The 20,384-nt window shown below is 33.6% G+C and carries 21 protein-coding genes and 1 riboswitch; of the genes, 4 read left to right on the top strand and 17 right to left on the bottom strand.

The window, feature by feature from the left end; translation table 11 throughout:
* Positions 1–15: 15 nt before the first annotated feature.
* Positions 16–1,164, bottom strand: coding sequence for an ROK family transcriptional regulator (locus tag TTHE_RS08050; RefSeq protein ID WP_013298095.1), 1,149 nt, complete (start codon positions 1,162–1,164; stop codon positions 16–18).
* Between the two features lie 230 nt (positions 1,165–1,394).
* Here TTHE_RS08050 and TTHE_RS08055 point away from each other — a divergent pair, with 230 nt between their 5' ends.
* The 4 genes from TTHE_RS08055 (at position 1,395) to TTHE_RS08075 (ending at position 3,913) form a co-directional block, all read left to right on the top strand.
* On the top strand, positions 1,395–1,775 hold the full coding sequence (locus tag TTHE_RS08055; RefSeq protein ID WP_013298096.1) for a hypothetical protein: 381 nt from the start codon (positions 1,395–1,397) through the stop codon (positions 1,773–1,775).
* Positions 1,776–2,032: 257 nt separating this feature from the next.
* Positions 2,033–2,458, top strand: coding sequence for a hypothetical protein (locus TTHE_RS08060; RefSeq protein WP_143598642.1), 426 nt, complete (start codon positions 2,033–2,035; stop codon positions 2,456–2,458).
* A 332-nt stretch (positions 2,459–2,790) separates the two neighbouring features.
* Positions 2,791–3,123: a hypothetical protein gene (locus tag TTHE_RS08070; protein ID WP_013298099.1), complete on the top strand. Its 333-nt coding sequence runs from the start codon at positions 2,791–2,793 to the stop codon at positions 3,121–3,123.
* A 226-nt stretch (positions 3,124–3,349) separates the two neighbouring features.
* Complete coding sequence (locus tag TTHE_RS08075; protein ID WP_013298100.1) at positions 3,350–3,913, top strand: TMEM165/GDT1 family protein; 564 nt, start codon at positions 3,350–3,352, stop codon at positions 3,911–3,913.
* 64 nt (positions 3,914–3,977) lie between these two features.
* Here the strand turns inward: TTHE_RS08075 and TTHE_RS08080 are convergent, their stop codons facing one another.
* The 16 genes from TTHE_RS08080 to zwf all read right to left on the bottom strand — a co-directional run bounded on the left by TTHE_RS08080 (position 3,978) and on the right by zwf (position 20,118).
* Positions 3,978–4,796 (bottom strand): cell wall hydrolase, encoded by an 819-nt coding sequence (locus TTHE_RS08080; protein ID WP_013298101.1) that lies wholly within the window; start codon positions 4,794–4,796, stop codon positions 3,978–3,980.
* A riboswitch (cyclic di-AMP (ydaO/yuaA leader) is annotated at positions 4,796–4,923 on the bottom strand. Its footprint overlaps the gene before it by 1 nt.
* A 57-nt stretch (positions 4,924–4,980) precedes the next feature.
* Complete coding sequence (locus TTHE_RS14390) at positions 4,981–5,127, bottom strand: hypothetical protein (protein WP_013298102.1); 147 nt, start codon at positions 5,125–5,127, stop codon at positions 4,981–4,983.
* Between the two features lie 98 nt (positions 5,128–5,225).
* Positions 5,226–6,599: a sensor histidine kinase gene (locus tag TTHE_RS08085; RefSeq protein WP_013298103.1), complete on the bottom strand. Its 1,374-nt coding sequence runs from the start codon at positions 6,597–6,599 to the stop codon at positions 5,226–5,228.
* The gene (locus TTHE_RS08090) at positions 6,589–7,275 is read right to left on the bottom strand and encodes a response regulator transcription factor (protein ID WP_013298104.1); all 687 of its coding nucleotides are present in this window, start codon (positions 7,273–7,275) and stop codon (positions 6,589–6,591) included. The genes TTHE_RS08085 and TTHE_RS08090 overlap by 11 nt, the downstream gene beginning before the upstream one ends.
* 18 nt (positions 7,276–7,293) lie before the next feature.
* A complete protein-coding gene (gene aroA / locus TTHE_RS08095) occupies positions 7,294–8,565 on the bottom strand; it encodes a 3-phosphoshikimate 1-carboxyvinyltransferase (protein WP_013298105.1) in 1,272 nt (423 codons plus the stop codon).
* Positions 8,566–8,593: 28 nt separating this feature from the next.
* The gene (locus TTHE_RS08100; RefSeq protein ID WP_013298106.1) at positions 8,594–9,439 is read right to left on the bottom strand and encodes a prephenate dehydrogenase; all 846 of its coding nucleotides are present in this window, start codon (positions 9,437–9,439) and stop codon (positions 8,594–8,596) included.
* Complete coding sequence (gene aroF, locus TTHE_RS08105) at positions 9,436–10,452, bottom strand: 3-deoxy-7-phosphoheptulonate synthase (protein WP_013298107.1); 1,017 nt, start codon at positions 10,450–10,452, stop codon at positions 9,436–9,438. Before aroF ends, TTHE_RS08100 begins: the two co-directional genes overlap by 4 nt.
* A 24-nt stretch (positions 10,453–10,476) precedes the next feature.
* On the bottom strand, positions 10,477–11,301 hold the full coding sequence (gene pheA, locus TTHE_RS08110) for a prephenate dehydratase (RefSeq protein WP_013298108.1): 825 nt from the start codon (positions 11,299–11,301) through the stop codon (positions 10,477–10,479).
* Positions 11,302–11,353: 52 nt separating this feature from the next.
* Entirely contained in the window at positions 11,354–13,045 is a 1,692-nt protein-coding gene (locus TTHE_RS08115; RefSeq protein ID WP_013298109.1) for an AMP-binding protein, read from the bottom strand.
* 110 nt (positions 13,046–13,155) lie between these two features.
* A complete protein-coding gene (gene aroB / locus TTHE_RS08120) occupies positions 13,156–14,226 on the bottom strand; it encodes a 3-dehydroquinate synthase (protein ID WP_013298110.1) in 1,071 nt (356 codons plus the stop codon).
* Between the two features lie 166 nt (positions 14,227–14,392).
* Positions 14,393–15,271, bottom strand: a complete 879-nt coding sequence (gene sdaAA / locus TTHE_RS08125) for an L-serine ammonia-lyase, iron-sulfur-dependent, subunit alpha (protein WP_013298111.1) — start codon at positions 15,269–15,271, stop codon at positions 14,393–14,395.
* A gap of 10 nt (positions 15,272–15,281) precedes the next feature.
* Positions 15,282–15,962 carry an L-serine ammonia-lyase, iron-sulfur-dependent subunit beta gene (sdaAB, locus tag TTHE_RS08130; RefSeq protein WP_041587453.1) on the bottom strand — a complete coding sequence of 227 codons (681 nt, stop codon included), beginning with the start codon at positions 15,960–15,962 and terminating at the stop codon, positions 15,282–15,284.
* A 5-nt stretch (positions 15,963–15,967) separates the two neighbouring features.
* Positions 15,968–17,767, bottom strand: a complete 1,800-nt coding sequence (gene pepF, locus TTHE_RS08135) for an oligoendopeptidase F (RefSeq protein WP_013298113.1) — start codon at positions 17,765–17,767, stop codon at positions 15,968–15,970.
* A 14-nt stretch (positions 17,768–17,781) separates the two neighbouring features.
* The gene (locus TTHE_RS08140) at positions 17,782–18,009 is read right to left on the bottom strand and encodes a hypothetical protein (RefSeq protein WP_013298114.1); all 228 of its coding nucleotides are present in this window, start codon (positions 18,007–18,009) and stop codon (positions 17,782–17,784) included.
* Positions 18,006–18,635: a cyclase family protein gene (locus TTHE_RS08145; RefSeq protein ID WP_013298115.1), complete on the bottom strand. Its 630-nt coding sequence runs from the start codon at positions 18,633–18,635 to the stop codon at positions 18,006–18,008. Before TTHE_RS08145 ends, TTHE_RS08140 begins: the two co-directional genes overlap by 4 nt.
* Positions 18,622–20,118 carry a glucose-6-phosphate dehydrogenase gene (zwf, locus tag TTHE_RS08150; protein ID WP_423250152.1) on the bottom strand — a complete coding sequence of 499 codons (1,497 nt, stop codon included), beginning with the start codon at positions 20,116–20,118 and terminating at the stop codon, positions 18,622–18,624. Before zwf ends, TTHE_RS08145 begins: the two co-directional genes overlap by 14 nt.
* Positions 20,119–20,384: the final 266 nt, after the last annotated feature.

Raw genomic sequence — 20,384 nt, forward strand, 5'->3', positions numbered from 1 at the left:
AATCATCCTTTCATTTTATATTAATATTAAGTAATTTGTCTTTAGAAGAACATCTGCAGATGCGCCTATTGCGGCGGCATCTTCGTTTAACTTTGTATATATGATCTTTACATCAAACGGGATCATTTTATCAATTAGCCTTTTCAGGTTTTCTACTATGTTGATGCCTAAGTTTATCACATCGCCTGCTATTACTATAAGCTCTGGATTTAATATGCTGATGATATTAGTAAAACCCATGCTCAAATTTTCTATAAATTCGTTAAAAGCCCTAATGCAAATTTCATCTTTTGCCAAATATCCATTAATAAAGTCTTCCATCGTATTAAATTTTCCATTTGACAAATTTTTTAGCGACGAGACAAGACCTAAAAGCGATGCTTTGCTTTCAAAGTACCCATAATCTTCGTAGAAATACTTTTTGTTTAAAATATCTCTACCTATAGCCATATAACCAACTTCTCCTGCTGAGTATTTATGACCCCTTACTAATTTCCCGTTAATGTATATTCCAGAACCAATGCCGTTTCCTATTGTTACGAGTACAAAATTGTTAACATCTTTGCATGAACCGATCCATCTTTCACCCAATGCTGCGTAATTAACGCTGTTGTCGATAAATATGTCATAGTCAAACACTTCTTTTAACTTAGGAAGGAGATTAAAGTCAACCCATGAAAGCCCCGGCGCGTACACTGTTCCTTTTTCTATATTTGTTATGCCAGGAGCTCCAACTCCTATGCCTGTTATTTCTTTTTGACAATCTAATAGTTCTCTAATTATGTCAACGGCGTTATCAAAAGCTTCATCTTTCACACCAGTCGGCCTTTTTATCTTTTTTATTATTTTTCCTTCCAAATTTGTAAGCACTCCAATTGTATTTGTCGATTCTATATCGATACCTATGGAAAACTTCGCATTAGGATTAAAAGTAAGCTCTATAGGCTTTCGACCCGCTGATGTCGTCTTGCCATACCCTTCTTCACTTACAAGCCCCTCCTTGATTAATTCATCTACTATTCCAGATACAGTAGACTTGCTCATATTAAGGACTTTAGAAATTTTAATGCGGGAGATAGGCTGCATTTTTTTAATGACATCCAAAACATTTGCCGTATTTATATTTTTGATAAGATAATTAGTACCCTTTCTATACTGCGTCAATTTATCACCTCCCAAATTAGTTCATTGTCCGAACCAAATATCCTTAAAAAATTAGTTCGAGCCTCGAACTTTTATCTAATAATATTATACCACCAAAAACATCCTTTTGTAAATAATTTTTATCCAAACATGAAGATTGAAGAGGAATTCCTAAATTTTTGTAGAATATATGATATAATGATACCAGAAAATTAGACAGACAAAAAGCAAAAGTAGGTTAGAATATAATTATGAATAAGAGAAGAAAGTTTATAGCAAAAATTGTATTAATGGCAATATTAATATTTACTTTGACTTTTACAGCAGGTTGCTCAAAAAATAACTCAAATTATCATGAAGAAAAAAGCTGGGCATTTTCTAAAATTATCATTTTAAATGGTGAGACTTATGTTGGCACATCTGATGATGTTACTTCTATTGACAAAAAAATTGGTACTATTAAATACTTTTCAACTCGCGAAACAAATATAAATAATACAATTTTCTCCAATTATTATGAAGTTGGCACTAATTTATACTCTATTCCAAATGTTAGTACAAAAGATGCAATTGCAGTAGAAATATCCAAAAATCAATATATTAAAGCAATTAACAAGCGTTTAATCCATTAAAAAAGATAAGCATCCTCTTAAACCGCTGTACGTGTCATTCGGCATACAGCGGTTTATTAAGATTTAATGTGCCTTAGATATTTTAACAAATTCTTATATCATATGTTTTTAAAGTATTTACTTGCCACGAATTTTACATTTGTTTATAGCAATTGAAATAAAAAATTTTTTTGAAAGGAGATTAAAAAAAATTGCATGTTCGTAAGCTATATATCGTTATTAGTGCATTTATAATGTTATGTATTTTAATTTTTTTAGTGATATCTGACGTGACTTCTGAAACAAATATGGTTATATCAAAAGTAAAATCTGGACTTAATGCTGGATTGAATGACTTTTTGCTTAATGCACCTCGTACCAAGGTAAATGCTAATGGAAGTTATGGTAATAATGATATACAAAATGAAAATAGCCAATCGTTTTATTATGTGCCAAATGGAAATAACCAATCACTATGGATAATAGTATATAAAGATCTTTTGATAAACTTAAATCAAGATGAAAGTTTTCCTTTATGCAAGGTTACCAGTGTAGTTTTAGATTCAGATTTAGATACTGTTTTAGATGCTACAGCAACTGTTAATTTTCAAATTCTATTGGGATTTTCTAAAACTATTTATGTTCACCAAGAAATCAGACCTCTACCTCATTTTAAGCATATAACTGGTATGGATAAATATTAAAATAAATTTTTGACTAAATGGTCTGGAAAGGAGTATTTATGACAATCAAACATAAAAATTTATGGAATTTGATATTCATTGGCTTAAATGCATTATTACTGGTTTCGTCCGTTTCTAATCTTTTATTATATCTGAAATTGGTAAATATAAACAATTACCTTTCAAGGAAAGTTTTTGAAGATACCTCTGATTTTGCATCATCAGTCTTAAAAACTGATCAAATATTAAATGATTCATTGGTCCCCCGGCTTCATATTGAATTCATAATTTAAAGTTGTATAATAATTCTAAAGTTAGAATATTTCAATACATTCCATTAAGAGGTGTTATTTATGAAAGACAATAAGTCGAATAAAAAAAATGAATTTGAGAAGGAATTAGATAACCTAAAAGAGTGGGAAGAAAACCAGTACAACCCTGGCTATTATATTGGAACAGGACGGATTCCTGAACCCATAAAAGGAGTTGGCAAATATCCTTTTATACAAATAATTATTGGCTTGATAATACTGATTCCCATGATAATTGCCGTAATCGATGAGACAGATGTGCTAAATATAATATCATTTATAATACCAGCTATAATTGGTCTTTCCCTCATTTACGGAGGCATAATAAAATTAATAAATATGAAAAAATTTAGAAAAGGAAACAAAATGCATTGACATAATTTTTTGACTTATTATATAATGGAGTAGATGTCTTCTAAAAATATTATATAATCTATCTATGTAAAGGGGAGTAGTTCACATATATAAATATGTGGCAAAGTCAACATGCTGGTTCTAACCTGGCTTTGCCTTAAAGAATGAGACCTTTACGTAATATGGTGCACATATTATGTAATAGGTTTTATTTTTTTGGCATACTAATTACAAGGAGGCAGATTTGATGAATGCTTTAATATCGTCTTTTATTCTTGTTTTTGCATCTGAAATGGGCGACAAGTCACAGTTTATGGCTATGGCATTTGCCACATTTATAAAAGCCAGAACTGTTTTAATAAGCATATTGATCGCTGCCCTTTTAAATATGGGTATTGCAGTTTTGTTTGGCTCATTTATTACAGAGTACATACCGATAAAATACGTCAAGCTGTTGGCTGCCATATCATTTTTAATTTTTGGCTTAATCACATTAAAAAATGGCCATGAAGGACATGAAAAAATCAGAAAATCCAAATACGGCCCAGTTTTCACGATTATAAGTACATATTTTATTTCGGAATTTGGAGATAAAACGCAGCTTTCGACACTGGCGCTTACTGCCACATACAAAAGTCCCATATTTGTTTTATTAGGTGCTACTGCAGGAATTTTCATAGCTGATGTCATTGGAATCGTATTGGGAGTTTATTTAGGCAAGAAATTACCAACAAAGATTTTGCATTACATATCAGCGTTCATTTTTATAATATTTGGTTTTATCACTTTGTACGAAGCAAAAACTCTATAGCAAGTAAAATGGATACCTTTCGGTATCCATTTTACTCCTCTTAGCCTCTCATTAGCAATCATTTTTATCTTGCATAAGAAAATACCATATTGCCTACTCTTAATGCGACTGGCAATGACCAAAGCCACTGATTAGTATTACTGTTGTCAAAGTAATAAAGTGCACCATTTGTAGGTTCTACACCGTTTAAGGCATCCCTTGCAGCACTTATTGAGTCTGGTGTAGCAGGTACATTTATCAAGCCATTTTCAACAGGCGTAAATTGATAATAGCCATTGCTATCGACTTGGTATATTACACCTTTTATGGAGTTAGGAAATATACCGCTTTTTACCCTATTTACTATCACGGCACCGACAGCAACTTTAGCCTGATATGGTTCACCACCAGCTTCCGCATTTATAAGCCTTGCCAGAAGGTCCAAATCATCATTTGTGTATGAAATCACACCTCTTTGTACAGAACCTCTGTTTACACTTACATCACTTCTTATACTTGAAGAAGTTGATGGTGTACCAGATGATGGAATCACAAAAACTTGCCCTGGATATATCATATCTCCTGCTAAACCATTTACGGATTTTAAAGCATCGACAGTAGTACCATACTTCATGGCAATTAAGTATAAGCTGTCGCCTTTTTGAACCGTATATGTGTTGTCACTGCCAGGTACAACTAATACTTGTCCCGGATAGATGACTGTATCATATAAATTGTTCAGCTTCATTATTTGATTGTATGTTGTCCCATAATTTAAGCCTATTTTATATAGGCTATCACCAGGCTTGACAGTATATGTTGCCGCAAATGCAGTCTGAGAAAATAAAAGAGCCGCTGCTAACGATGCAATGAGAGGCTTTACCTTAATACATTTTTTAAACATAAATATCCCCCTTTTGCCTCCGAGGTTAGTTGACGGGTTCGGGCAAAGGGCTGCCCTACCACAAAATGGATTCACCCCAAAAAAAGATCCCCCGTACCCCTTTTCGGGGATTCGGCATATTTTACTTTAATTATAAGGGGAATACTTCCATGTGTCCATATTAAACTGATGGGAATATAGGCAATTAGTGGCATTCACTGTAACCGCAAAAAGGGCAGTAAATACATCCACTCTCAGGAACTAGCTGTGCTCCACAGTCAGGACATGTGTATTTTTTTGATGAGCTTTTTACATCGATCTCTTTATCTGGCATTGTTTCTTTTTTCAACATTTTATACCCTCCAATATATAGTTTATTATGTACATTTATTATACCATATATTGTGGTATATGTCACTATTAAATATTAAGACAAAAAACAATCCCCAATCATTGATAATTAGGGATTGTAATTTTAAATTCTGATCCTTTATTTAACTGGCTATTCACATCTATCTTTCCACCATGCAACTCAACAATAAGTTTCGCAATAGATAGCCCAAGTCCCATTCCGCCAGTTTCTTTGCTTCTAGCCTTGTCAACCCTGTAAAACCTGTCGAATATATAAGGAATATCCTCTTGAGGTATACCAATACCATCATCTTTTATCATTATGGCTACATTTTTATCTACTTCTTCCACAAAAATTTTTATATTGCCATCAAAATCTGTATATTTTAATGCATTGTCAAGAATTATTCTTACAAGCTCTTTTATAAGGTTCCTGTCTGCATTTACTTCTAAATTTCTTTTGCAAAATACTTCTATGTTTTTCTCACCGTACACTATTCTTGCATCTTTAACCAATTCTTCTATTAATTCATATATATTGATTTTTTTTTTGTTAACCTCCAGCGCTTTATTATCCCCTCTTGCCAACATTAAAAGCCTTTCGATCAATATTTCCATATCCTGCTCTTCTTTTTTTAGAGCGCTTATAGATTCTTCTAAAACATCTTTATTGTCCTTTCCCCATCTATCTATAAGCTCTATATAGCCTTTTAAAACAGACAATGGCGTTCTAAGTTCATGGGATACATTAGATATAAATGCATTTTGTCTTTTAAAATAGTCTTCCAATCTGTCTAGCATATTATTAAATGTCATAGCAAGCTTTGATAGCTCGTCGTTGTTTCCATTAACATTCAATCTCTTGTTAAGCTTCTTTTCATCGATAGTGTGAACTTCCCTGACCATGTAATCTACAGGTTTTAGTGCCCTACCCGTTATAAAATACCCGGCAAAAAAAGACACCAAAACTCCGATGGCATCTGATATAGCCATCAGCAAAAATAACAGTTTCAAAAAAAAGTACTGGCTCTTTAAATTTTCAGCCACTTGAACATATAGCACACTGCCACCTTCAACGTATTTTCTATTAAGATATACAATGTGCGTTTCATCTCTTTCTATTTTCGTAAGGCTATTTAAATTTTTATCATATGGAATATCAATCATATGTGATGACGATCTGTACACAATATTCCCATGCATATCCGTAATTTTAAAATACATGTTTTCACCAGTCGATGATGCAAATAACAAATCTTTATCAATATTTCCTACAACCCCATCAATCTCTTTTAATTTTTCCATTATCACATCCGATTGATTCTGTATATCGCTAAATGCCTGATATATAAGGTAGTATTTAAGACCGTATAAAACAGACGCATTTAACACTATCAATATAAAAGAAAATATAATCGCATAAAGCAATGCGATTCTCAATTTTATCGATAATCTAAAATTTCTAATTCTCATTTTTTTCTTTCCTTAGAGAGTATCCCACACCTCTGATTGTTTGTATTAACTTATTGCTAAACGGCTCGTCTATTTTACTTCGCAAATATCTTATGTATACATCTACGATGTTTGTCTCACCAATATAATTGTATCCCCATACATTTTCTAATATATTTTCACGCGTTAATACTATTTCAGCATTTATAATAAGATATTTAAGAAGATCAAACTCTTTTTTGGTAAGTTCTATTTTTTGTCCATCTCTTAAAACTTCATATGTAGACAAATCCATCGTTATTCCATCATAGCTTATTTTTTTAGTATTTGCTTTGATATTTTTTCTAAGAGCATTTCTGATCCTTGCCATCAGCTCTTCAATCGAGAACGGCTTCGTCAGATAGTCATCCGCACCTATGTCAAGCCCCATTACCTTGTCTTTTATTTCATCTTTAGCGCTTAAAATTATGACAGGAATCGATGATTTCTTTCGTATTTCCTTTAAAACTGAGAAGCCGTCCATACCAGGGAGCATCAAATCTAAAATAATCAAATCGTAATTCTCATCTAAAGCTCTTCTTAAGCCCTCATTGCCGCTGTATTCTATTGCAACATTATAACCTTCATGTTCAAGCTCTATTTGCAAAAATCTCGCAATTTTTTTCTCATCTTCAATTATAAGTATGTTTTCTCCCATTAAAATCACCAATTGTTATTATAACACATTAAGCACACTATAAAAATCAGGAAATGAAATATTCACACATTCTGCATTTCTTATTTTTGTAATGCCTTCAGCTTTTAGCGCAGCAATGCTTAATGACATAGCAACCCTATGATCATTGTAGCTATCAACTAGTGCGCCATTTAAAGTTTCTTTCCCGTGAATTATCATGCCGTCATTCGTAGCTTCGATATCAGCACCCATCTTTTTTAATTCGCTTACCATCGTATCTATTCGATTGCTTTCTTTCACTTTAAGTTCTTCAGCATCTTTAATAACTGTTTCTCCTTCAGCGTAAGACGCTGCTACCGCTATAATAGGTATCTCATCAATTAGCCTTGGTATAATTTCACCGCCAATCTCAATCCCTTTAAGGCAAGAAGACTTTACTATTATTTCTGCAACAGGTTCATTATTTAAAACCCTTTCATCTTTTATCTCAATATTTCCACCCATTTTCTTTATAACATCTATTATTCCTGTTCTCGTATGATTTACATTGACATTCTTTATCAAAATCTCTGACTGAGGCAAAATACTTGCAGCTACTATAAAATAAGCAGCAGAGGATATGTCGCCGGGAACACAAATTTTACAGCCATGCAATCTTTCAACAGGATGGCACACAATCTTGTTTTCATAAGATTCAAAATTGCCGCCAAAATAATTAAGCATAAGCTCACTGTGATTCCGAGATAAAAGAGGCTCTTCTATTATTGTCTCATCATCAGCATATAAGCTGGCAAGCATTATACACGATTTTACTTGTGCACTTGCCACTTCTGTCTTATAACAGATTCCCTTAAGGACATTACCTTTTATAGTTAACGGCGCATAATTGTCGTCAATCGCAGATATCTCTGCCCCCATCATATTCAATGGTTTTATTATTCGAGCCATAGGCCTCTTTCTTAAAGACTCATCACCTGTTAAAACGGTTGTAAATTTCTGACCAGCTAAAATACCTGATAAAAGTCGCATCGTTGTACCGGAATTGCCAGCATCTAAAATATCATGGCTATCATGGAGGTACATACCATTACCTTTAACATAGACTTCATCTTTTACTATATTAATATTTACACCAAGTTTTCTCATACAGTTTATTGTTGAAAAACAATCATCGCTCCTTAAAAAGCCCTTTACAATGGTTTCTCCTTCAGCAATAGAACCGAACATTATAGCCCTATGAGATATGGACTTATCGCCAGGAACATTTACAACCCCTTTTACATTCCTCTTTTTAGTAATTTCTATATCCATAGAAAAATATTCATTCCTTTCACAGAAATCAAAAAGCAATGCTTTTTCGAATTTCTCTAGCTGAATCTAAAAATTTGCACAACGATTGTATATCATCGTGTTCTAAGTAAAACAAAAATTCATTTAATAGATTCTCATAGTCTAAAAGCAAATTTTTTATCACTTCTTTGTTATTTAAAATTATATCTTTCCACATTTCTGTTTGAGACATGGATATCCTTGTGGTATCTTTAAAGCCACCAGCAGCAAACTTTATAGAATCAGCATCTTCCTTGTAGACAAAATTAGTCAAGGTAGCCGACAGTATGTGTGGAACATGGCTCACAATGCCAACTATCTTATCATGGGAATCGCTGTCTATTAATATGGGTTTAGCTCCTAATTTTTTGACGATCTCTTTTATAAATACATCGACAATTTCTACCGGTGTATTTTCACCTGGAACGATAAAATAATTATTTCCATTAAAAAGTTCAGAATTGCTTGCAAAAAAGCCGAACTTTTCAGAACCTGTCATTGGATGTCCGCCGATAAAAAACATGTTTTCAGGTATTATCTCATTTATGGCATTCATTATTGTTCTTTTTGTACTTCCAACATCAGTTATTATGCAGCCATCTTTTAAATACGGCAGTATTTCTTCAATGCAACTTATAACCGCTCCGACAGGTGTACATATAAATACAACATCAGCATCTAATGGTGCCTCGATCTTTTTAAAGCTTTCATCAATTATGCCTCTGCCTTGTGCTTCGTTTATATAATCATCTCTTACATCGACACCTATTATTCTTAAGTCTGTGTATTTTTTTATAGCTTTTGCCAAAGAACCGCCAATAAGTCCCAGACCTACAACTGCTACCTTTTCAATCATATAAAATCACGCCCTACAGCATTTGCTACTTTTGATATTTCTTTCGTTAAGGCCTCAAATTCCTTTGGAGTCAAAGACTGAGCACCATCAGACAATGCATTTTTAGGATCTGGATGAACTTCAATGATAAGGCCGTCAGCACCAGCAGCTATTGCAGCTTTTGCCATTGGGCTGACTAAAAATGATTTGCCAGTTCCATGACTTGGATCTACTATTATGGGTAGATGACTTAATTTTTTAATGACAGGCACTGCGCTTAAATCTAAAGTATTTCTCGTATATTGCTCAAAAGTCCTTATGCCTCTTTCACAAAGTATCACATTTTTGTTGCCTTCACTTAAAATGTATTCAGCCGCGTTAAGCCACTCTTCTATTGTTGCGGCAATGCCTCTTTTTAAAAGAACAGGCATGTTGGACCTTCCAATTTCTTTAAGCAGTGAAAAATTTTGCATGTTCCTTGCTCCAATCTGCAATACATCTGCATATTTAGAAACAATTTCTATCGAATGGATATCCATTACCTCTGTCACAATTTTAAGTCCAGTGTATTTTTTTGCTTCATAAAGCATTTCTAGTCCTTCTTTTTCAAGACCTTGAAAGGAATATGGAGACGTGCGAGGTTTATATGCACCACCGCGTAAAAATTTAGCACCGAATTTCTTAACTGCTTCAGCGCTTTCAAAAAGCTGTTCTTTGCTCTCTACAGCACATGGACCAGCCATAATAACTATATTTTTACCACCTATTGATACACCATTGACATCCACAATTGTTGACACAGGATTAAATGTCCGACTTGCAAGTTTATATGATTCTACTATAGGTATAACTTTTTCTACGCCTTCCATTAGCTCAACATTTTTTTCTTTAAGCTTTTTCTTGTCTCCAATTACACCTATTACAACCCGCTCTTCTCCTCTTGATATATGTGGTTTTAAATCGAGGGACAATAAAAGATTTGATACATCAGAAATTTGTTTTTGTGTAGCATTTGGCTTCATTACAATTACCATACAATAATCCTCCGTTCTACCGTTTTACTTGTATTTAGGATATGACCCTAAAACCTTTAAAAATTCCGTTTTACCTTTCAAAACTTCTAATGCTTTAATAATACGATTATCGCATCTATGACCTTCAATGTCAACCCAAAACACATATTCACCTATTTTTTTTCTTGAAGGTCTTGACTCGATTTTAGTCATGTTTATATTTTCATCGGCAAAAACTCCAAGTATATTATAAAGACTGCCTGGCTCATTGGGAACAGAAAATACTAAAGTTGTCTTATCACAGCCAGTATATTGAGAATCTTCATGAGCAAGCACGATAAATCTCGTAAAATTATTTTTTACATCCTGTATGTCTCTATCGATTATCTTTGCATCATATATTTCTGCTGCCCTTGCATTACCTATGGCTGCAGCATCATCTCTATTTTTTATTTCTTCGACCGCTTTTGCTGTGCTATCAGCGTTTACAACTGTAGCATTTGGCAAATTTTTTCTTATATATTCTCTGCATTGTGCCAATGCTTGCGGATGAGAAATAATTGTTTTTATATCCTCAAAATCAATTATCTCATCTGCAATAAGACAATGAGAAATTGGTATGACTATTTCTTCCTTTATTTTGAGCCCTTCCGCATCGTTTATCATCATATCTAGTGTTACATTCACAGTGCCTTCTATGGAGTTTTCTACAGGAACTAATCCTTCATCGCCTTTGTTTGCTCTCAACCTTGTAACAATGTCGGGTATTGTCTTTAATTCTTCTACACAATATCCATCCTTTTGTTTAAGATAATTAAGAAGAGCTTGCTCAGAAAAAGTGCCTCTAGGGCCTAGATAGTATATGTTCATATGGCACCCCCTAAAGCTTTTTCTGATATTTTAATACTTTGTTTTAGTAAAGTCAAGAAAAATTTAGCTCAGCCATAGCCATTTCTCTTAAGCGGTATTTTTGAATCTTGCCGCTTGCTGTTTTTGGAAACTCGTCGATTATCTTGACGTACTTAGGCACCTTAAATCTAGCCAGCTTCTTTCTAGCATATTCCCTGATATCTTCAGCTTCAATGCAATACCCTTCTTTTGGTATTATATAAGCCATGATTTCTTCTCCATATTTTTCATCAGGAACTCCAACAATTTGAACATCTTTTACACCTGGATGATGATATAAACATTCCTCTATTTCTGTAGGTGAAATATTTTCACCGCCTCTTATTATCATGTCTTTTAATCTGCCTGTAATTTTTAAATACCCCCTGTCATCAAGCTTACCGATATCTCCCGTATGAAGCCATCCGTCTTTTTCTATGGCTTTTTCTGTTTCTTCTTTCATCTTGTAATACCCTTTCATTACATTATAGCCTCTAGCCATTATTTCTCCTTCTGAGCCTATTGGAACTTCTTTTAATGTCTTAGGATCTACAATTTTTATATCTACTCCAGGAAAGACATATCCAACAGTTGAAACCCTATCTTCTAAAGAATCATCAACACTAGTCTGCGTAATACCAGGAGATGCCTCGGTAAGTCCATAGACACTTGTTATCTCTCTCATATTCATTTTATCGACTACTGCTTCCATCACTTTCTTAGGACATACTGAACCTGCCATTATGCCTGTCCTTAAAGTAGAAAAATCAAATTTATCAAAGTCTTGATGATTAAGCATGGTTATAAACATAGTAGGAACACCATTAAATGCAGTACATTTTTCTTTATCAATAGCCTCCATAACTTTAACAGGATTAAAGTGATCTACTAATACCATTGTAGCACCTTTAGATAAACATGCCATAACTGAAAGCGTATATCCGAAGCAGTGAAAAAGCGGTACCGTAATGCAAAGTTTATCATTTTCTGTAAATTTCATTCGAGTCGCTATGGCATCGCCATTGTTTAAAAGCCCATAGTGTGTAAGCATGGCACCTTTTGGAAAGTCTGTTGTTCCTGATGTATATTGAATATCAATTACCTCATCTGGTTTTAAAGAATTTTGTATTTCGTATACCATATCATCATCATATTGTTCACCCATCATTAATATTTCATTAAAACTGTACATTCCTGGATTGCATTTTTCTCCTATATTAATAACATATTTAAGATTTGGAAACTCATTTGAATGTAAGTTTTCTTTATCAGTTTTTTGCAAACTTGGAATGAGATTGTATATTGTTCTAACATAGTCTAAATCTTTATACCCGTCAATCAATATTAAAGCTTTTGCGTCGGACTGCTTTATAACATACTGCAATTCATTTTCTCTGTATTCTGTATTCATTGGAACAATAGGACAACCAATCTTTGCAGTAGCAAAAAGCGTTATTACCCATTCTGGAACATTAGAAGCCCATATAGCTATGTGATCTCCTTTTTTAATACCTATGTTTAATAAACCTTTTGCCAATTTATTAGCCATAAATTTTAAATCTTTGTAGGTATATCTCACTTTACCTGATATAATAAGAGCGTCATGGTTTGGATATTTTTCTGAAATATAGTCAAGATATTGACCAATAGTCATTTCAATCACAATATCATCTCCATTTAAATAATTAGTAGCTGGTACTAATAATATATTATAGCACTTTATCATAAAATAATTAAAGTCTAAAATTTTTAATTTTTATTAAATAATTTTAAAGAAAAAACAGATGATATTTAAAACTTTTTGAAGACAAAAAATGAAGAGATGTAAAAATCTCTTCATTTTAAAACCCTCAATATTTCTTCTTCTGATACATCGAAAATATCTGCATCTCCATGACCGACCGGTAATACAAATTTTATTTTACCTTCCCGATTCTTTTTGTCGTGCTTTATGCCTTCTAATATTTCATATTTGTCCAGATTTTCATAATCCACAGGAAGCTCTGATGCAACTAAAAGTGATCTGATTCGAGATAAATAATCTATATCAATGTACTTTCTATTTAGTGCAATTTTTGCAGCGTAATACATTCCAATTGCAACGGCTTCACCATGTATGTATTTTTTATACTTCGTAAGCGATTCTATAGCGTGTCCTATCGTATGTCCATAATTTAAAACAGCTCTTATACTGCTTTCTTTTTCATCTTTTGATACAACATCGCTTTTTATTTCACACGACCTTTTAATAAGATGTCTTACTTTCTCATCGTCTAGATCTAATATTTCTTTTATATTGCTTTCAATAAAATTAAATAAAGATGCATCTTTAATTATTCCATATTTGATTATCTCAGATATGCCACCTCTGATTTCCCTTTTATCTAAACTTTTCAATACATCTGTATCTACAAAAACAGCCTTTGGCTGATAAAAAGCACCAGCCATATTTTTCCCTTCTTTTAAATTTACTCCAACTTTACCACCAACGCTGCTGTCCACCTGTGCCAGCAATGTAGTTGGAACTTGTATAAAATCTATTCCTCTCATAAACAATGCTGATACAAGTCCTGCTATATCCCCTACTACTCCACCACCTAATGCTACAATTGCGCTGTCTCTCAATAAACCAAATTTAAAACATTCTTCTAATAGATGTTTTACTGTATCCAAGTTTTTGCTTTCTTCTCCAGCTTTTATAATAGAATGATGTACCATAAAGCCATTATTCAACAAAGAATTTTCAAGCCGAATAAGATACAACTCAGAAACATTTGAATCAGTTATAATCAATACCCTATTGCTTCTCAAATGTTTTTTTAAATATAGTCCAGTATCTTTTAGAATCCCATTTGATATGTATATGGGATATGAATAATCCTTTAAATCAACATTTACAATTTCCATTTTTTCATCTCCTTTGGTTTGTATCAATATCATAATATATGAATATATTATAATAGAAAATTAAATAAATTTAAACAGTTTCAACCTCTTTTCGAGGTAATTACCGGTTAAATAATCGGTCTTTATGGAAAAAGGCTTTACGGTCTTCACCGTAAAGCCCTATAAATTAATCTCCTGAAAAATTCATTTTAAATTTTATGCCTGTTGTTGTCTTAGCAAGTCCGCCTTCTGCCGTCTCTTTCAATGCGCAAGGCATCATTTTCCCAACATTATCCATAGCGCTTATCACATCATCAAATGGAATAATACTTTTTATACCGGATAATGCTAAATCAGCACATATCAGCGCATTAGCGGTACCAACAGCATTTCGCGTCACACACGGAACTTCAACCAAACCTGCGACAGGATCACATACTAGTCCCAAAAGATTCATAATTGCAAAAGATGCTGCATAAAGTGACTGTTCAGGAGAACCACCAATTAATTCAACTAAAGCAGCTGCTGCCATTGCAGATGCCGAACCAACCTCTGCTTGGCAACCGCCTTCTGCACCTGACAATGTTGAATTCTTGGCAATTATTATTCCAATGCCTGATGATGTAAATAACGCTCGTATCAATTCATCATTACTTTTCCCGAATTTTCTGGCGATTGTTATAAGCGATCCCGGTATTACGCCACTTGAGCCAGCAGTAGGTGCAGCTACTATTTTGCCCATTGATGCATTTACTTCAGAAACTGCAATTGCAGATGCAACAGCCTTTGAAACTGTCTCGCCGCTTATTGTAAAATTATTGATAATCTTATCATAAAGTTTCTTTGCATCACCGCCGATAAATCCACCTACTGACTTGATATCATCTTTTAAACCTTTTTCGATTGATTTTCTCATGACATCTAAATTTGCTGCCATTTTATTAATAATTAGCTCTCTGTCATCGCCTGTCATCTCATGTTCATAGTTTATCACAATCTCAGATATAGGCATATCGTATTTTTTTGTAAGCTCAAGCAATTCAAATCCACTATTAAATTGGTACAAGTTCTTCACCTCAGTATGTATTTTTTATACTGTTTATAACAATGGCTCTTTCAATGCCATTTATGTTCTCTATGCTAATACGTACATCCTCAGGTATGACTTGATCAGATTCTATTACCATAATGGCATTGTCACCCTTTAATTGTCTATATACTCTCATAAAAGCAATATTTATCTTATATTCTGCAAGAACTTTTGTTACCATTGCAATAATTCCTGGCTTATCAATATGCTTTGTAATCAGAGTCTCATATTCTCCTGTAAATTCAACATTCATCCCGTTGATTTCCTTTAATACGACATTGCCACCACCTATTGATGAACCTAAAATATCAGTTACATCACCAGATTTATCCTTTATAATTATTCTAACTGTATTAGGATGCTGTGCATCTTTATCGCTTTTTATAAATAAGACAGATATATTCTGCTCTTTTGCAAGTTCAAAAGAATGAGGCAGTCTCTCGTCATCTGGATCAAGGCCTAAAATACCTGCAACAAGCGCTTTATCTGTACCGTGCCCCTTGTAAGTACTTGCAAAGGAATCGTAAAGTATAAACTGGACATCTTTTATATCGTCTCCAGCTATTTGCCTGGCGATCTTCGCTATGCGAGCAGCACCTGCCGTATGAGAACTGCTTGGTCCTATCATTATAGGCCCCATAATATCAAACACGCTGTATTCTCTCAAATTCATCACCTGTCTAATAAGCCATCTATTTCATCCAGTATTGATTCAAATACATCCAAAGCATCTAAGATAGGCTTCTTTGTCGTAAGGTCGACGCCAGCTTTTTTTAGAATATTGAGGGGGTAATCAGAACCACCGCTTTTCAAAAATTCCTTATACCTTTCTACTGCTACATCGCCTTCATTTAAAATCATCTGCGATAAAGCAGTTGCTGCAGAAAATCCAGTTGCGTACTTGTACACATAAAAACTTGTGTAAAAATGTGGTATCCTTTCCCACTCGTAATCAATCTCATCATCTATTACTATGTCATTGCCGTAATAAAATTTATTAAGTTCATGATATTTCTTGCACAATTTTTCAGGTGTCAATGATTCCCCTTTTTCTACTTCTTCATGTGTAAATTTTTCAAATTCTGCAAACATAACTTGTCTGTAGATTGTTCCTTTAAATTGCTCTAAGTAGTGATTTAATAAATAGAGTTTTTCATTCTTATCTTTTGCATTTTTTATCAAATAGTCTATCAAGATCGCTTCATTGCATGTTGAGGCCACTTCCGCAACAAATATCTTATACTGAGAGTTAATGTATTTCTGAGCTTTGTCAGAATAATAAGTATGCAATGAATGTCCCATCTCATGCGCAATAGTGAAAACATCATCCAACTTTCCTTGAAAATTGAGTAGCACGTACGGATGCACACCATATGTCCCCCATGAATATGCTCCAGATGTCTTGCCTCTGTTTTCATAAACATCTATCCAATGATTATTAAAACCTTCTTTTAATATATCAATGTACTCATCACCCAATGGCTCCAAACCTTTAAGGACAATATTCTTGGCTTCTTCATAATCGTACTCCTTATCATAATTCTCAACAAGTGGCACATACAGATCGTACATGTGTAGCTCATCAAGATTCAACATTCTTTTTCTAAGAGAAACATATCTGTGAAGTAAATCAATTCTTTCATGAATCGCATCTATCAAATTATTATATACATCAATAGGCACATTGTCATCAAAAAGCGAAGCTTCCAAAGAAGTCTTATAATTTCTCATTTTCGAATAAAAAATATCCTTTTTTACATTTGAATCTGTCGTTGATGCATATGTATTAACGAAACTTTTATATACACCGTACAGTGATTGAAACGCCCTTTTCCTTACGTTTCTGTCACTGCTGCTCATAAACTTTATAAAATTACCATGAGTTAGCTCCACGTAATCGCCATCTTCATTTTCTATCGCAGGAAATCTTATATCAGCATTATCCAACATTTTAAATATATTTCCCGGAGCCTGTGCCATAACAGCACTTTCCGCCAAAATCATCTCTTCTCTTTCTGTAAGGGTATGTGGCTTATACCTTAAAAGATCTTCAAGGAAGTGCCGGTAATCCTCAAAGTCCTTATTGTTTTCTATACAGCCTCTAATAATCCCCTCATCCATTGATAAAATCTCAGGCAAAATGAATGAAGCAGCACTGGAGGATTCTATATTGAGCCTCATGGCTTTGTCAGCTAATGCCTGATATTTACCGTTACTGTTATCCTCATCCCTCTTCATTCTTGCGAAAACAAACAGCCTCTCGGTTATCATGCTGAGTTTCTCATTTAACTTAAGCACATCTAAAAGTGATTTTTCGTCTTTTATCTTTCCTCTAAAATTTGACAGCTCGCCTATTAATCTTCTTGCTTTATCAAAATCTTCGTTCCACTCTTTATCGCTTTCATATATATCTTCAAGTCTCCACTTATATCTATCATTTATATCTTTTCTATCTTTCAACTTCTTACCCATGATTAACCTCCAGATTAAAATATTTTCTTAACTTTCAATTTTGTGATCATATTTTTATTGGATAAAGCATTTTTAAAAGCATCTGAAAGATTTTGACCGTTTTCATGGTTTTTTATAAATTCTATCATCGTGTCTTCTCCGTACTTTTCAATCAATAAGCTTAATATTTCATGTACATCATCTATATCGACTTCAGAATTGCCAATTATGCAATTTCCTACATTGTACATGTTTAGCTTCATTTTTTATCTTCCTCAAGCAACAATGCTCTGGCAGGAGCAGCTTCCGCACCATCTATTTTTAATGGCGCAGCTATCAATGTATATTCACCTTCATCAACATCTTTTAATCTTAATCCTTCAATTATAGTTATCCCATTTGCTAGCAATGTCTTATGGGTCTCATGGTTGGGCTGTGCTCTTTCTATACCAAGCCCATCTGTTCCCACTCCTATTACATTCTTTTCTTTCAAATACTCTGCACCGCTTGAATCGAGAAAGACAAAGTTAAAATTAAAACTGTCATCGTATGAATTTTTTGTTTTTAAAAGGACGAATTCACCACTTTCTATATCTTTATTTTTTAAATCTTCTGCGGTTATCTTATCATCTACGTTGGTAAGATCAAGAACTTTACATTTTGAAACAGCTTTTGTTAAGTCAAAATGGTCAATCGTATCTCCCCCTTGTATCATGTGAAGAGGTGCATCAAAATGCGTACCTGTATGCATATCCATGCTTATCCTTGACTCATGAACACTGTCATTTGGAAAATCACTTGTCACAGTTAATTCAGGTTTTTTCTCTGGCTTGTTCTTATAAACCGGCATACCTTTATTAACATTCATTGATATATCATAAATTTTCATCGTAAAAACCTCCTATACTCCACCATTTAAAATTATCTTTTAACAATAAATTGTCAGCATCCGTAGGGCCCCAAGTCCCTGGTTTGTAGTTAGGAAAGTCTGGTTTTTCATTTCTCCAAACCTCCGCTATCTTATCAACATACTTCCATGAATATTCAACTTCATCCCATCTAGTAAAAAGTGTTGAATCACCTCTTAGGGCATCGTAAATAAGTCTCTCATATGCCTCAGGTGAATTCATGCCTACTTGACAGTTTTGACAAAAGTCCATCTTCACAGGTATTAACTTATTCAATGTTCCTGGTTTTTTTGCATTAAACTGCAAAAATACTCCTTCTTCCGGCTGTATCTTTATTACTAATAAATTTGGCATAAGCTCCCCATATTCTTTAAAATACAATATACCAGGTAAAGGCTTAAATTGTATTATTATCTCTGTTGATTTTACCGGAAGTTTTTTGCCTGTTCTAATATAAAAAGGAACACCAGCCCATCTAAAGTTATCGACAAACACTTTTAAGGCTGCAAATGTCTCCGTATCAGAATCAGGTGATACTCTATCTTCGTATCTGTACCCTTCGTATTGACCTCTTACAGCATTTTTTAAAACAAGCTCCGGCGTTAATTCTTGTAATGATTTTAATACCTTTACTTTTTCATCATGAATTGAATCAGTAGTAAGATCAACAGGCGGCTCCATAGCAGTCAGCGTCAGAAGCTGTAACATGTGGTTCTGTATCATATCCCTCAGTGCACCGGCCTTTTCATAATAACCGCCTCTATTTTCAACACCAACCGTTTCACTTGACGATATCTGAACATTGTCTATGTATTTGTTGTTCCAAACTGGTTCAAAAAAAACATTGGCAAATCTAATCACCATTATATTTTGGAGCATTTCTTTGCCAAGATAATGGTCTATGCGATATGTATTTTTCTCACTAAATACATCAGTTATCTTCTTATTTAAGTATACTGCAGAATTAAGATCCCTTCCAAACGGCTTCTCTATCATCACCCTTTGCCATGACTTATTATTTTCTACCATCCCATGTTCATTCAGTTTTTCAACAATAAGCTCAAAATACTCCGGAGCAACTGCTAAGTAAAATATTCTATTTCCATCTGTATTATAATTTTCATCAAGCTCATTTAAAAATCCCTTTAATCTCGCATACCCATCGTCATCGTGAAAATCAAACTTTTGATAGTATATCTTGTTTCTCAGGATTTTCCAAAGTTCTTCATCCAGCTTTATTCTCGAATACTTTTTTATTGATTCATAAACTTCGTTTCGATACAAATCATCAGTCTTGTCACGGCGGCCAACTGAGACTATGCAAAAATTCTCAGGAAGGTTCTTTTCATAAAGCAAATTATAAAGAGCAGGCATCAACTTCCTATGTGTTAGATCGCCTGTGCCACCAAATATAACCATTATGCTGGATACATCCATAACTACCATAGTACCACCTTCTTCCATTCCATGTCTTAAGCATAAACTATTTCTATACACTATAATAACTCATAAACAAAAATTTTTAAAATATATTTCTCAACAGAAATATGTTTTTTGCAAAACCTTTTTTAATAATCACTTTCTATTGATATATCTTTTCTTGATTATTATTATACTACTTTTAGCATGTGATTTAAACAAAATAAAAAAATCACAATTTGTAAAAGCAAGAAGTAAGCTTCATGATAATAGATTCTCCAAAATTTTATTAAAAAAACAAAAACCCATTT

It is taken from the genome of Thermoanaerobacterium thermosaccharolyticum DSM 571 (genome assembly GCF_000145615.1).
Taxonomy (GTDB): Bacteria; Bacillota; Thermoanaerobacteria; order Thermoanaerobacterales; family Thermoanaerobacteraceae; genus Thermoanaerobacterium; species Thermoanaerobacterium thermosaccharolyticum.